Annotated in this window: 9 protein-coding genes and 4 pseudogenes; 7 read left to right on the forward strand and 6 right to left on the reverse strand. The window is 65.4% G+C overall.

Going from position 1 to position 14,690, the window contains the following annotated elements; translation table 11 throughout:
• Positions 1–57 precede the first annotated feature (57 nt).
• From R3F55_01510 to R3F55_01530, 5 genes and pseudogenes are all read right to left on the reverse strand, one after another.
• Complete coding sequence (locus R3F55_01510; GenBank protein MEZ5666115.1) at positions 58–1,206, reverse strand: substrate-binding domain-containing protein; 1,149 nt, start codon at positions 1,204–1,206, stop codon at positions 58–60.
• A 64-nt stretch (positions 1,207–1,270) separates the two neighbouring features.
• Entirely contained in the window at positions 1,271–2,203 is a 933-nt protein-coding gene (locus R3F55_01515) for an ABC transporter permease (GenBank protein ID MEZ5666116.1), read from the reverse strand.
• A gap of 50 nt (positions 2,204–2,253) precedes the next feature.
• Complete coding sequence (locus tag R3F55_01520; protein MEZ5666117.1) at positions 2,254–3,840, reverse strand: sugar ABC transporter ATP-binding protein; 1,587 nt, start codon at positions 3,838–3,840, stop codon at positions 2,254–2,256.
• A 125-nt stretch (positions 3,841–3,965) separates the two neighbouring features.
• Positions 3,966–4,849 (reverse strand): annotated as a pseudogene (locus R3F55_01525) (alpha/beta hydrolase).
• Entirely contained in the window at positions 4,842–6,032 is a 1,191-nt protein-coding gene (locus R3F55_01530) for a substrate-binding domain-containing protein (protein ID MEZ5666118.1), read from the reverse strand. Before R3F55_01530 ends, R3F55_01525 begins: the two are co-directional and overlap by 8 nt.
• A 467-nt stretch (positions 6,033–6,499) precedes the next feature.
• Here R3F55_01530 and R3F55_01535 point away from each other — a divergent pair, with 467 nt between their 5' ends.
• From R3F55_01535 to R3F55_01565, 7 genes and pseudogenes are all read left to right on the forward strand, one after another.
• The gene (locus R3F55_01535; protein ID MEZ5666119.1) at positions 6,500–7,804 is read left to right on the forward strand and encodes an ROK family protein; all 1,305 of its coding nucleotides are present in this window, start codon (positions 6,500–6,502) and stop codon (positions 7,802–7,804) included.
• Positions 7,805–8,014: 210 nt separating this feature from the next.
• Positions 8,015–9,013, forward strand: a complete 999-nt coding sequence (locus R3F55_01540; GenBank protein MEZ5666120.1) for a substrate-binding domain-containing protein — start codon at positions 8,015–8,017, stop codon at positions 9,011–9,013.
• A gap of 516 nt (positions 9,014–9,529) precedes the next feature.
• Positions 9,530–10,524: pseudogene (locus R3F55_01545) on the forward strand (ISL3 family transposase).
• Between the two features lie 67 nt (positions 10,525–10,591).
• A pseudogene (locus tag R3F55_01550) lies at positions 10,592–11,800 on the forward strand (IS256 family transposase).
• Between the two features lie 535 nt (positions 11,801–12,335).
• Positions 12,336–12,613: pseudogene (locus R3F55_01555) on the forward strand (transposase).
• 400 nt (positions 12,614–13,013) lie between these two features.
• Complete coding sequence (locus tag R3F55_01560; GenBank protein MEZ5666121.1) at positions 13,014–13,160, forward strand: hypothetical protein; 147 nt, start codon at positions 13,014–13,016, stop codon at positions 13,158–13,160.
• Positions 13,157–13,990, forward strand: coding sequence for a zinc-binding dehydrogenase (locus R3F55_01565; GenBank protein MEZ5666122.1), 834 nt, complete (start codon positions 13,157–13,159; stop codon positions 13,988–13,990). Before R3F55_01560 ends, R3F55_01565 begins: the two co-directional genes overlap by 4 nt.
• Before the next feature lie 108 nt (positions 13,991–14,098).
• Here the strand turns inward: R3F55_01565 and R3F55_01570 are convergent, their stop codons facing one another.
• Positions 14,099–14,689 (reverse strand): hypothetical protein, encoded by a 591-nt coding sequence (locus R3F55_01570; GenBank protein ID MEZ5666123.1) that lies wholly within the window; start codon positions 14,687–14,689, stop codon positions 14,099–14,101.
• Between the last annotated feature and the right edge of the window lies 1 nt (position 14,690).

Raw genomic sequence — 14,690 nt, forward strand, 5'->3', positions numbered from 1 at the left:
TTGGATGGACCACAGTGGCCCCGGCGCCCATAAGCCCGCGCCGGGGCCGGTTGCCGGTCAACAGCCGCCGGATGCCTTGCAGGTCTCGACCAATGCGTCGGGCGGCGGCGCGTGGAAGACCGCCTCGTAGGACTCGAGCAGGTTGCTCGGCACCACCGGCACCGCCTGCAGCACGATCCACGGCGGCGGCTGATTTCCCAACAGCACCTGCAATGCCGCCTCGGCCTCAGCGACGCCCTGGTCGTATGGCAGCTGCGCCGCGATACCCTTGATGTAGCCGCAGCGCGCCATCTCGATCGCCGCCTCGACGCCGACATCGATCGTCGTGACCGGAATATCGAGCGCCTGAGCCCGGAGCGCGGAGACGACTTGCATCGCCGGTGCGTCCCAGACCACGAACATGCCGTTCACGTCCGGGTTGGCGGTCAGGAAGTTGGCGGCGACGTCGCCCGCCTTGGTCGTGTCGATGAAGTCGACCTGGCGCAACTCGACATCCGGCCGGTTGTCCTCGAACCAGGCATGAACCTGTCGCGTGCGCTCGTTGGTGGTGAAGAAGTCGACGCCGAAATCGACGATGCCGACCACGCCTCCGTCCGGGATGTGCGACGCCAGCATCTCAGCGGCAACCTGTCCGTTGCCACGGTTGTCCGGCGAGATCACGGCCTGGTAGTCGCGCGGGTACTCGAGACCCGCCGGAACCTGGTGCATCAGGATCAGCTTGATGCCGGCGTCGGCGATCGTCTTGTACGCCTGCGCCGTCGCCGTGTTGTCGACCGGGATGCTGATGATCGCGTCCGGCTGCAGTTGAATCATATCGCCGATCTGCGCCACCTGGCGGTCGACCTGAAAGCCGGGATCGGTGACACCGACCAACTCGGCGCCGTACTTCTCCAGCGTATCGCTGATGCCGGCGACCACCAGCTGCGACCAGTCGATGTCCATGGTTTGCATCACCACGCCGACCCTGAAACCGGCGGCGCGGGCGGCTTCGCCCTGCTCTTCGGTCAGTTGGACGGATGCGATGGTCGATGGCTCCTCGCCGAACGGGCCGGCGCCGACGATCCCCGCCGGAACCAGCGCGGCCGGATCGAGTCCGTTGGCAATCGCGCAGCCCCCGGCATCCTGAGCCTGGGCCGCGGCCGCTCCGATGACGATCGTCGAGGCCGTAGCGGCCAACAGCGCGCGCCAGTTCTTCGGTTGGGTCATTCTCTCCTCCCCCTCTTGCTTGGTGATCCGGCCCGCCTCGGCACGCCATCACACCGGTTGCGGATCAGCGGCCGCTGAGCGCCACCGCGATCCAGATGATCAGGCCCTTGACCGCGAGCTGGACCGATGCGTCGACCCCGAGCAGGACCAGACCGTTGTTCAGAATTCCGATGATCAGGCTGCCGACGATGGCGCCGATGATCGTGCCGCGGCCACCCGACAATGCGGCCCCGCCCAGGATCACGGCGGTGATCACGTCGAGTTCCAGCCCGGCCCCGACATCCGGCCGCGCGGCGTGCGAGCGTGCGCTCAGCACCAGCGCAGCCAGGCCGGCCAGCGCACCGGCCAACACCAGGCTCAGGGTCTTGATCCGTGCGGTCGCGATGCCGGAGTAGCGCGCGGCCGTCGCGTTGCCGCCGGTCGCATAGACCTTGCGACCGAAGGTGCTGAAGTGCAGCAGCACGATGCCGGCAGCTATCACGACCAGCGTCCAGACGATCGGCACCGGCAGGCCGATCAGATGACCCTCGCCGAACAGCAGGAAATAGGGGTCGTTGGTGATGATGACCGGCCGCGTTCCCGTGGCAAGCAGCGCCAGGCCGCGCGCGATGCTGAGCGAACCGAGCGTCACCAGGAAGGAAGGGATGCGGAACAGCGTGGTGATCAGTCCGTTGACCAACCCGATCAGCGCGCCGCAGCCGATCGCCGCGATCGCGCCGACCACCCAGTGGTTGCCGACATACTGCATGGCCATGGCGGCGATTACACCGCAGAGCGCCATGACGGAGCCGACCGACAGATCGAATTCGCCCGAAACGATGACGAAGGTCATGCCGACGGCAATGATCGAGACCAGCGCCGTCTGGCGGCCGATATTCTCGATGTTGCCCATGGTCAGGAACACGGGCGAGGAGACGGCGAAGATCACGATCAGGATCAGGAACGCGACGTAGAGCATGCCTTCGCCCGACAGCAGCCGACGCTGCACGTCGCTCATCAGCCGCGATACGCCGCCAGCCTCGAGCCCACCGCGGACCAAGGTTTCGGTCATTGCTGTTGCTCCTGGACGAGTTGGTGGAGGTGCTCCTCGTTGCGCAGATCCGCCCGTGCGTGGACGGAAACGATGTTGCCGTCGACGACCACGGCGATGCGGTCGCAGAGCAGCAGCAGTTCGGCGAGGTCGGACGAGACCACCAGAGCGGCCGCGCGCTCTCCGACCACATGGCGGACCACGTCGTAGATCTGCTCGCGTGCACCGACATCGACGCCGACCGTCGGTTCGTCGAGGAGAAGCAGCCGCATACCGGGCTCTTGCCAGCGGCCGAAGACCACCTTCTGCTGATTGCCTCCGGAAAGGTTCCGCACCCGCGTGCTGGGCGAAGGCGCCTTGACGGACAGGGCCGCCATGGTCTGCTGCGTGCGCTTTCGCGCCGCTGCCGAGCGGAACAGCCCGAAGCGTCGCAACTTGTTCAGCCAGGGGAGCACCGTATTGCGCTCGATCGTATGTTCGAGCACGAGCCCCTGAACGTGGCGGTCCTCCGGAACCAAGCCAATGCCATGGCGGATCGCGTCCACGGGCCCGCGCACGCGCGTTGGTTCGCCGTCGATGAGGAGCTGACCGGCATTGAGCCGCCGCAGGCCGAAGATCGTTTCCAGGATCTCTGTGCGGCCGCTGCCGATCATCCCGGCAAGGCCAACGATCTCGCCCGGCCGAACCGCGAGGTTCACCCCGCGCAAGCGATCGTTGACGGCATCTCGCAGCTCGACCAGGGGTATGTCTTCGACCGGCGCTCGTGTCGGGTCAGCGGCAGCGTCCTTGGCGGAGACTGGCGACGCCGCTTCGTCTGCCGCCGCGGTTTCCGTTCCGACAATAGCGGCGACCAGCGTCGCCATGTCTGTATCGCTTGTGGCGAACGTGCCCGCGTTGGCGCCGTCGCGCAGCACCGTGACCCGGTCCGACAGCCGGAAGACCTCGCTGAGCCGATGGGTGATGTAGATGACGCCGACGCCGCGCTTGGTCACCTCTTCCACCGCGTCGAACAGGATGTCCTCCTCGCCCTTCGACAGCGACGACGTCGGTTCGTCGAGGATGAGGATGCGGACGTTGCCGCTCAGCGCCTTGGCGATCTCGGTCAGCTGCCGGTAGGCGAACGGAAGCTGGTGCACCGGCGTAGCCGGATCGAGGTCGAGGCCGTGCCCGGCGATGAACTGACGCGCCTCGCGCAGCATGCGCCGTCTCTGCACCAGCCCGAACGTGCTCGGCTCGCGCGCCAGATAGAGATTGTCGGCGATCGACATCTGCGGCACCAGGCTCAGTTCCTGGTAGACCACGCCGATGCCCGCAGCGCGCGCGGCCGCCGAGCTGCGGAACTCGGTGTCGACGCCGTCGATCCTGATCTGGCCCTGGTCGCGCGGCGTCACGCCGGCCAGGATCTTGATCAGGGTCGACTTGCCGGCGCCGTTCTGGCCGAGCAGCGCGTGGACCTCGCCCGGCCGAAGGTCGAAATGCACGCCGCGCAGAGCGCGCACGCCGCCGAAACTCTTGTTGACACCGTCGAGTTCGATCAGCGGCGCCACATCCGCACGCGGTACGGCGGGTACGGCATCTCGGTCGGTGGCAAGTTCCGCGATCATGGCGGGCGCAATCCTTCGGCGCGAGCGCAGGTGTGGCGTGGTGCGAAGAAAGCGGGCAGGCGGCTGGCCGCCCGCCCAAATGCCAAGCGCGGGGGAGGTATGCCGGCGCCTGACGATGTTCCGGGCTAGCTGCCGAAGAACTTGATGTATTCGTCAGCTAGCGCTTGCGGACATTCCTCGGCGAGCTGGTGGCCGCGCGGCAGGATGACGCCCCGCACGTCCTCGGCGACCTCATGCATCTGACGCTCGTTGTCGTCGGCGATGAAGTACTGACTGCCGACGGCGAGCACCGGCATCTTCAGCTTTGTCTTTGCCGACTCTCGGTTCTGCCGGCCGCTCTCCAGCGTTGCGCGATAGATCTCGAAACAGCAGCGCAGGCCGCCCGGCGACGAGTAACAGCGGATGTATTCGTTGAGGTTGTCCCGCTGATCGCGGTCGGATCGTGGCACTCCGTGCTTGATGAAGTAAGTGAAGTACTCGCGCTCGCGCCCGGTTATCAGCAGCTCCGGGAAGTCGGGCACGTTGTAGAAATTGATATGCCAGAGCCAGACGTAGGTGCTGACATTCTCGTGGGTCAGGAAGGAATAGTCCTCCAGGCCGTAGCCGGGCAGGATCATTTCCTGGTAGCAGAGCTTCTTGACTCGGTCCGGATGATTGGCGGCGAGCTGATAGGCGGTGGACGCCCCCAGTCCTCGCCGGCGATCATGAACTTCTCGAAGCCGAGATGGGTCGCCAGTTCGGCGATGTCCTCGCCCATGTTCTTCATGTCGTAGCCGACGACCGGATGCTCTGAATCGCCCAGACCGCGCAGGTCCGGTGCGATGATGGTGAAGTGTGGCGTCAGCAGCGGGATGACGTGACGCCAGTGGTAGTGCGTCTTCGGCACGCCATGCAGCAGGAACAGGGGCTCGCCGCTGCCGGCTGCGACATAGTGCAGGCGCACGCCGTTGACCTTGGCGCGGCCGTGCTCGACCGGCCTGCCGGTATGATCGCGGATCGGTTCAGGCATTGGAAATCACTCCAGAACGTGTGCGGCAGCCAGCGCTACTTGCCGCAGATCGGGTTGCTGTCGCAGGCCGAGACAAGATCGTCTGGCGGCGGCAGGTGGAACACCGTGTCCCAGGCTTCGAGCACGTTGTTCTGGATGACAGGCACCGCGGCATAGGCCAGGAACGGCGGCAGTTCCTGTCCCAGCAGGCTCTTGATCGCCGCGTTCGCCTCGGTGACGCCCTGGTCGTAGGGGACCGCGACGCTAGGCCGACAATCATGCTGCCCTTCGCCAGCTCGATCGCGACGTCGCCCTCGAGATTGATCGTGACGCTGGAATCTGCTTCCCCCTGGGCGCGTGCCGCCGAGGCTGCCGCGAGGCCGGGGCCGGACCACTCGGTGAACAGGCCCTGGATGTTGGGGTTTGCGATCAGGAAACTGTCCGCGATGCTGCCGGCGTCGTTCGGATTCAGGAAGTACTCCTCCTCGATCGTCACATCGGGCCGGTTCGCGGCCATCCAGTCCTTGAAACCGCGCGTCCGCTCGTTGGTGACGTAGAAGCTGATCCCGAAACTGATCACGCCGACCGTAGCGTCCTCGGGCAGGTACTCGGACAGGATGGCGGCCGAAACGGCGCCGAGTCCCTGGCTGTCCGACGACACCACCGTCTGGTAGTCGGCTGGGTGCTGTAGCCCGGCCGGCACGTTGTCCATCATGATCAGCTTGATGCCGGCTTCCTGCACCTTGGCGTAGCTGGTCGCCGTCGCCACGTCGTCGACCGGGATGCTGATGATCGCATCCGGCTGCAGCAGAATCATGTCGTCGATCTGGCCGATCTGCTTCTCGACAGTGAAATCGGGGTTGGTCACGCCGATGACCGTCGCGCCGCAGCGTGCCAGCCCGTCGGTAATGCCACGCACCTGCTCGGTCGACCACTCGATGTTCATCGTCTGCATGACGATGCCGATCTCGAATGCTTCGGCCTGCGCCTGTTCGCATTCCTCTTCTGTCAGCCAGGCAAGGGCCGGGTCCGAGGCTTCGTCCCCCGCCTGACTGAGGCCAACGATGCCAGGCGGCACCAGGCTTGCGGGATCAAGGTCGGCGGTCGGGTCCGCGTGAGCGGGAAACCCGCCGGCGACGACGGCCGTCGTGGCGGCAAGCGCCGTGCCGACGAGAAGGCTCTGTCGAGGTTGTAGTCGAGGCATTCTTCCCCCCTATCGTTATGTTGCTTCCCGTCTTTCTTATGCAGGTTTTAGACATAAAACAACCATTTTCGGACATTTGATGGCTTGAGTTATGATTTTTTTCGACATACGCTCGGTTTTATGATTGATATGAAGGGCTTAGTTGCGGAGGCTCGGTGCGCGCCGTCCAGCGGCAGAGAAACCGGCGAATGTGATGCGCCGTCGCGGGCGGGCGGGAGACCGACGCGCATGGGCACATCGCTCGCCTGGTTCCGTTGCACATTCAGCCCTTGGCGCAGGACTGGTAATAAGTTGACGGGCGCACCATGGGTGGAGTGGACGAGTCGTGGGTCGGCAACGTGGCAACTGATCGCCAAGCCAAGAAGCGCCGGCGCAAGGTAGAGTCGGCGCCGGTGCAGCGCTCACTCAGGGAACCGAGAGCGAAACCACGTCGGGTTGAAGCAACGCGTCAAAGCCTTGCAGGCCTGTTGACCTTGGTCTTGTCCGGGCAAGCGGCCACGCGCCAGGAGATCGAGATCGAGTCCGGGCTTGGCCGCGCCATGGTGGCCGACCGGCTGACCACACTCATCAACCTGGGCCTGCTCGACGAGAGCACCCTCGGGCAGGCACGGGGCGGCCGCGCGCCGCGCCTGCTCAGGTTCTGCGCAGAGGCTGGGGTGTATCTGGTTGCCTTCATCGACAAGACCATGCTCAGCGTCGGCGTCGCCGACCTCACGGGGAAACTGCTGGTCGAGCACCATGAGGAGATCGACCTGTCGCTGGGCCCGGAAGCGGTCCTACAACGGCTGTGCACTCTCTTTGACTGGGCGCTGGAGCAGCATCAGACCGATCGCACGGTGTGGGGAATCGGTATCGCCGTCCCCGGTCCGGTGGAGCTGACCCAGGACGAGCCCTTCGGGTCGCCTGCCTTCCATTTCATGCCGATGTGGCAGTCCTACCCGTTCGTCGAGCAACTCATCGCGCGGCACCGCACGCCGGTCTGGGTGCGCAGTGCCGTCGAGTGTATGGCGCTGGGCGAGCGCAAGGCCGGCAGCGGACAGGGGACCGACAACCTGCTCTTCGTCAAGCTCGGGCGCGGAATCAGCGCCGGCGTGATCGCCGACGGCCAACTGCTACGCGGCGACGTTGGCGGCGGCGGCCTGCTTGGCCATGTCGTCGTCGACGAATCCAGCACCGAGGTCTGCTCCTGCGGCAACGTCGGCTGCCTGGAAGTTCGGGCCGGCGGTGATGCGATTGCGCGTGAGGGCATCCGCGCGGCCAAGGACGGGCGCAGTCCGCAACTGGCGGGGATCCTGGGCTCCAACGGCGTCATCACCGCCAACGATGTCGGCATTGCGGCGCAACTCGGCGATAGTTTCAGCACGGAATTGCTCGTACGTAGCGGCAGGCTGATCGGCGATGCACTCGCCGCAGCGACCAACATGCTCAATCCCTCCGTCATCGTTTTGGGTGGCGAGGTCACCCAGACCGGAGATCTGCTGTTGTCGGCAGTGCGCCAGGCACTGTATCGGCGGGCGCACCCGCTGACCACGCGCGATCTGCACATCGTCAAATCCCAGATGGGCAGTTCCGCCGGACTGCTCGGCGCCGCACTGGTCGTGTTCGATACACTCTTCACCGGCAACACCCTCGAAAACTGGGTCGCCTACGGCTCCCCCCTTCGTTGCCCGAGTTTTGCGGAACGGCTGGAGGTCGATCGGACACCACCCCCCCGGAAGGATCGGCCGGCGCCACCGCCTGGCCCGACCGTGCAGCGGTCGGTACGGAAATGACACGCCCAGCCACACCGACGGACGCCGCTGCAAGGTGTATCGAATTGCCGACCAGCATGGACAACGCCGTCATTCTCACCGCAATCTTGTGGAAGCGAGCCTTGGACTGCGGACATGCCATCGTGTATGGCGCGCTGACGGTTCGCGTGGCGGGAGGCGTGCTTCGGTCCATTGGCGGCCATAGCAGGATCGCGTTGCGGAGCTGAAAACATGCCCATTGCCGGCCTTGGACCGCACGGCGAGCGTGCGGTGCCGTTTGACCGCATCATTCTGAGCGACGCGGACTCCCGTGCCGCGCGCCAGGGACGCTTTTCTGTTGCCGTCGTGCTTCATACCACGGACAGCGACTGGTCTCGCCAGCAGCTTGCCGGCATCGTCACCACGCTCGGGCACTATTCCGCCGCCGTCGTCGACGTGATCGGCTGTGACTTCCAGGCCGAGCGGCAGGTTGAGGCTCTGGGGCGTTTGATCGACGAAAGGCCCGATGCGATCATCAGCATCCCGATCGGCAACACCCAGGTTGCGGAGGCTCATCACCGCGTTTCGCAGGCGGGCATCCGTCTTGTCCTGATCGACAACGCGCCGACCGGCCTGTTGCCCGGCTCCGACTACGCCAGCGTGATCTCGGCGGATAACTTCGGCCTCGGTCAGGTCGCCGCCGAGTTGCTGTCGGGCCATGTCCCCGAGCGCGCGGCCGTCGGAATGCTGACCTACGGCGTCGACTTCTTCGTCACCAACGAACGCGAGATCGCCTTCCGCAGGTGGATGGCGGCCGAACGCCCCGACATCATCCTCAGGCAAGCGCGATTCTCCGATGTCGACGACGCCGATCGTGCGGCTCGGGATCTCCTCGCCGCCAACCCGGGCCTGGGTGGTCTGTTCGTGGTGTGGGACGAACCGGCGATGAAGGCGGTCGCCGTTCTGCACGAGATGGGGACAGAGATCCCGGTGACGACGATCGACCTCGGCAACGAGGCGGCGCTCGAGCTGGCGCAAGACGGGCTGATCAAGGGCATCGGCGCGCAACAGCCATACGACCAGGGCTCCGCGGCCGCGACCGCGGCATTGCCTCGCTCGTCGGCCGGCAACCGCCGCCTTGGGATTGCCCTGCCGGGTCTCGCCGTGATGGCAAGCAACGTGCTGGAATCGTATCAGGTTGCCTGGCACGCCCCGGCCCCAGCGGACCTGGTCAAGGCATGGCGATCCTGACCTTGCCGTGACTATGCATCTCAGACACCTTTCCAATTGAGGTAAGGAGGAGCCGCGATCGCTCGCCCGGCAGGGACTGCATGACGTCATCCGCAATCCGGACGCCTCGATGTGGCAGGCTGCTACAGGAGTGAGCGCATAGAAGCAGCCCCAACTCCTTGCGGCAGACCGACTACGTGGAGGTCAACCGCCAAATCGGCTCGGCCGACGCCGAACAGGAGGCGATGCGCAGCGAAGCTGGCCGCCTCGAGCGCCAGCTGGACCGCCTAATCGAGTTGGATCGGCGTGCAATCAAGGCTCTGACTCAATTTCGGTGCAGGATGCCCCGTATATTGTGGCGCAGCTATATGGTGCGCTCAATATGTGGGAGAGCCTGGCCATGCGCCAAGTTTGTCACGTTCAATCACTGCTGCCGTCGGGCCTGAGGGTCGAACATGTCGCGATTGATGGCGGCGAGATTGTCGCCGTTGCGCGGTCGCGATCGGCGGCATCCGATGTCCTGCGTGTGGTCGCGCTTCGAGGCGGGTCCATAGCCGATACTTGCGGTGCCTGGCCGACCTGCCGGCGCATGTCGTCGGGTCCGGATCCGCCTGGAGACCAGACGGTTCCGATGCGGCGGTGCCGGTTGCCGGAGGAAGATCTTCGCCGAGCGGTTTGACGGCGGAATCACGCAACCCTTGCGCGGCGGACCTCACGGCTGCAGGGCATTGTCCGTCATCTCGGCCTCGCCCTCGGCGGCCGCCCAGGTCAAAGTCTCGCGCGGCGGCTCTTGTTCCCCGTCAGCAAGGACACGCTGCTTCGGGCAGTACGGTCCCCAACCATTGCGCAGCCGGCGACACCCCCGGATCGTGGGCATCGATGATTGGGCATGGAAGCGCGGGCACCGTTATGGAACGATCGTCTGCGATCTTGAGCGGCGGCGCATCATCGACGTGCTGCCTGACCGTGAGGCCGCGACGGTCGAGGCCTGGCTCACGGCGCGGCCTGCCATCCGCGTCGTCGCGAGATCGCGGCGGCGCCTAGGACCGGCCGTCAGCCGGGCATTGCCTGAAGCGCGGCAGGTCGCCGATCGTTGGCATCTGATGGAGAATGCGAGCAGCGCGTTCCTCGACGCGGTACGCAGATCGATGCGATCGATCCGTCAGGCGCTCGGCGCGACCGAGATCAACCCCGCGCTTTTGACCCGCGCCGAGCGCATCCAGTACGAAGGCTTTCTCCGCCGCGAGGAGACCAATCGGACCATTCTCGTCCTCTTCGACGCAGGAACGCCGATCAAGGCGATCGTGCGCCGCACCGGCTGCAGTCGGCGGGTGGTTCGCCGGGTGGTGCGCGGCGAAAGAGATGACGTATTCCGCATTCGCAAGAGCTCGTTGGAGCCATGGCTCGTCAGGCTGAACGAGGAGTGGGCTGCCGGCTGCCGAAATGGTGCCGAACTCTGGCGCCGCCTGAAGCGCGCTGGCTTCAAGGGCAGCTTGCGTGTCGTCACGGAATGGGCAACACGGCGTCGACGGAGAGTGTCCGGTATCTTGTGTAAATGAGTGCTGCGGGCCCAAGATGTAGTGGTTTGGAGGGCCTGCGATGACGACACTGCGACCGGAGCTTCTGGACGAGCTGCTGGCCGGCTACGAGAAGCCGGATGACCTGCTTGGCGAGGAGGGTTGTTCCGGCAGTTGAAGAAGGCGCTGCTGAGCGAGCGCTCGGCGCCGAGCTGGCGGAGCATCTGGGCTACGACAAGGGGGACCCGGCCGGGCTGCGGCACGGGCAACAGCCGCAACGGCTACTCGGCGAAGGCGGTTCTGACGGACGACGGCAAGGGACCTTGCGGTGCCGCGCGACCGCAACGGCACTTTGAGCCGCTGATCGTGCCGAAGGGCGAGCGGCGGCTGGACGGCTTCGACGACCGGATCGTCGCTCTATGCCCGTGGCATGACGGTGCGTGAGATCCAGGGCCATCTGCAGGAGCTCTACGGCCTCGCAGTGTCGCCGGACCTGATCAGCCGGGTGACCGACGCCGTGCTCGAGGAGGTGCGGAGTGGCAAAGCCGGCCGCTCGACCCGCTCTGCATCCGGTGGTGTTCTTCGACGCGCTCAGGGTGAAGATCCGCGACGAGGGCCTGGTCAGGAACAAGGCGGTCTACGTCGCGCTGGCGATCACGGCCGACGGCGACAAGGAGGTGCTCGGGCTGTGGATCGAGCAGACGGAAGGCGCCAAGTTCTGGCTGAAGGTGATGAACGAGCTGAAGACCTGCGGCGTCGCCGACATCCTCATCGCCGTGGTCGACGGCTTGGCCGGCTTCCGGAGGCGATCTGGCGCCGTCTTCCCACGGACGACGGTGCAGACCTGCATCGTCCACCTGATCCGCAACTCGCTAAGCTTCGTGTCGTGGAAGGACCGCCGTTCGGTGATGCCCGATATCCGGGCGATCTACCGCCGAGACGGCCGAGGCGGCGGCGGCCAGGCTGGATGAGTTCGAGGCCCGGTGGGGCGCGCGCTACCCGGCGATCGGCCGACCTGGCGGCGGGCCTGGGAGCACGTCGTGCCGATGTTCGCCTTCCCGCCGGCAATCCGCAAGATGATCTACACCACCAACGCGCTGGAGAGCTGCACCGCAGCCGCAAGATCATCAAGACCCGCGGCAGCTTCCCGAGCGACGAGGCGGCGGCCAAGCTGCTGTTCCTGGCGATCCGCAACGCCGGCATCCATTGGAAGCGTCCGATTGAATGGACCGCCGCGATGGGGCAGTTTGCCATTCTGTTTGCCGACCGATTTTCGGTCTCAGCGCGCTGAGACCGAAAATCGAAAATGCCCGCTGCAATGCTTACACAGACTGTCGGACAGACCCGTCGACGGGCTGAAGCAGCGCCAACCTGCGGACCGCTGAAATGTCCATCATCACGCCAGATCGCGCGCATGATGACCGTCGCCCGCGATGATCTTTCCAAAGCCGACGCGGTGACGATCGCCACAATCGAAACCGCTGTTCGGCGCTCCGCACAGCGCGCCACTTGTTCGATCGCTTCCAGGCGATGATCCGACAGCGCAAGAGCGAGGACCTGCAGCGCTGGCTTCAGGACGCCGCCTCTGGCTCGCGTCCTTCGCAGGGGGCTGAAGGCCGACGAATGCGCGGTCGCCGCCGCGCTGTCCGAGCCTTGGTCAAACTGGACAGACGGAAGGCCAGATCACCAAGCTGAAGCTCGTCAAGCGGCAGATGTATGGCCGTGCCAATCTCGATCTTCTTCGCGCCCGATTGATCGGAGCCGAACGATGAACCCTCAGTGTGCACCGAGATTGGGTCAGAGCCCCGATCCAACGCCGATTGACACCGAAGCTCGCCGCGCTCCTCGACGACGCCGAGACCGACGTGCTCGCCTAAGCTATGACCTTCCCGCCCAACATCGGGCCCAGCTGTAATCGACCAACCCCCTCGAGCGGCTGAACGGCGAGATCAAGCGGCGCACCGAGGTGGTCGGAATCTTCCCCAATGAGGCCGCCATCCGCCGCCTCGTCGGCGCCATCCTCTTGGAGCAGAACGACGAATGGGCGGTCCAGCGCGCCCGCTACATGACGCTGGAAACCATCGCCCTACTCAGCGATGATCCCCTGTCAGCCTGCCCGCCGTGGCCGCCTGACACCCCGGCCCAACCCACCGGGACACCGCGCTACCCCCGCGCGCTCCTACACCACCACCGGGGACACGATCCTGCCAAGCTACGCACGGATGCTGCCTAGCATGTCGCCTGACGCCAACACAGACGCATGGCCCACCGGGCGCTGCGCATTATAATTTCAAGTAATTGCGTTGGTGCGCGTGAGCTATGCTGCGCGCGGCTGCAGACCAGTGATCCAAGCTGGCAATCATTTCGCGGGGCATGCACGAAGTGCCTTTCCCCCGGGGGCCACGGGAGCCTGGACATGCGCGGTGTCGTTCACGGGGAATAGAACGCTCGAGGTCACAACCTTCCCTGACCCCGCCCCCGGGCCGGGCCAGGCCGTCATCCGGATGAAGGCTTCGGGCATATGCGGCAGCGACCTTCATTTCTACCGCGCGGAGGATCGACGCCCAGCTCGCCGCGCAGGGGTTCAAGCTCTCCCGGGACCGCGCCATGGACACGGCGGATCATCGCCGGGCATGAGCCCTGTGGCGTGATCGAGGAGGTGGGACCGGACGTCGACCCGTCGCGGTTCCGCATGGGCGACCGCGTCATGGTCTTTCACTATGAAGGCTGCGGCGTCTGTGACCATTGCCGCAGCGGTTGGACGCAGATGTGCGATGACGGCGCCGCCCCGCACGGTGCCGTGCTGCATGGCGGTCACGCCGACTTCATGCGTGTCCCGGTCTCGACGCTGGTCAAGCTCCCGGATGAGATTTCCTTCGTCGGTGGCGCGGCGATTGCCTGCGGAACCGGAACCGCCTACGGCGCCATCTGCCGGCTGGGCGTGAGTGCGCGCGACACGCTGGCGGTCTTCGGACTCGGGCCCGTCGGGCTCTCGGTCGTCCAGCTCGCCTCTGCCATGGGTGTGCCCGTGATCGGCATCGACATCGATGCTAGCCGGGTCGAGGCCGCACGGCGCTTCGGAGCGGCTCACGTCGTCAATGGCATGACCGATGATCCGGTCGCGGAGGTCCGCAAGCTCACCAAGGGAAAGGGCGCATCCTGCGCTCTGGATTGCGCCGGTGGCGAGACCGCACGGGCCCAGGCCGTTCGCAGCACGGCACCATGGGGCCGCATCGCCCTGGTCGCCGTGGGCGGCAGTTTCAACGTGATCGGCTGGAACGACATCATCAAGAGCCAGCGCACGATCATCGGCTCGTACACGTTCTCGATCATGGGAATGCGGCAGTGCGCCGAGTTCATCACCGATCATGGCGTCGACATCGATCGGATTTTCAGCGACCGCTGGCCACTCACCGAGGCGGCACAGGCCTATGAGAGGTTCGACAGCCAGGCCAGTGGAAAAGGCGTTTTCATGCTTTGAAGGCGACCTGTTAGAGGTTGTCCATTCGACACCGGTCGGGAAAAGAAAGTTGGGCCGGTAGTCTCGCTGGCAACCCGCACAACTACTGTGATCGCCAGAGTGGCAACTTCAGCTTTCGAGATAGGCAGAGAGCACCGCCGCCGTTCCCTTGGCATGGAGATGGGTCAGCCAGCGATCGAAAGCGTTGGCAAATGTTGGCGAGGCGACCAAGTCGCCATAGATTTGTGCCATACTGAGCCAAGCACGCGGCGCCTGTTTTGCTTCTGCCGCGCGTGCCGTCAGCGCCGCCCAATGCGGGTCGTTCGGTTGAATCGTCGCGCCGTCCTCTGTTTCGCCGAAGCAGTAGCGCGCCCAAAGCGCCTCGACCAGCGCAAGGCCCACCACAGAACCGCCGGACGCCAGTCTCTCACGGACCAATGGCAGGATGAACCCGGGATGCCGGCTTGAGCCATCGAACGCTACTCGCCGGGTCGTATCGCCGATTATCGGGTTTGAAAATCGCCGCAGGATCAGATCGAGGTACTCGGCCGGTGACACACCGGGCACCGCGGCGACGTGCGGCAAGATCTCTTCGGATTCAACCTTGCGCAGCAACCCCAGGACCAGCCGGTTGTCCATGCAGCCTGAGATCGTCTCGATTCCCAGGAGCGCACCCGCATTGGCGATGACCTGGTGGCCGCCGTTCAAGATGCGGACCATG

It is taken from the genome of Alphaproteobacteria bacterium (assembly GCA_041396705.1).
In the GTDB taxonomy this organism is placed as follows: Bacteria; Pseudomonadota; Alphaproteobacteria; order CALKHQ01; family CALKHQ01; genus CALKHQ01.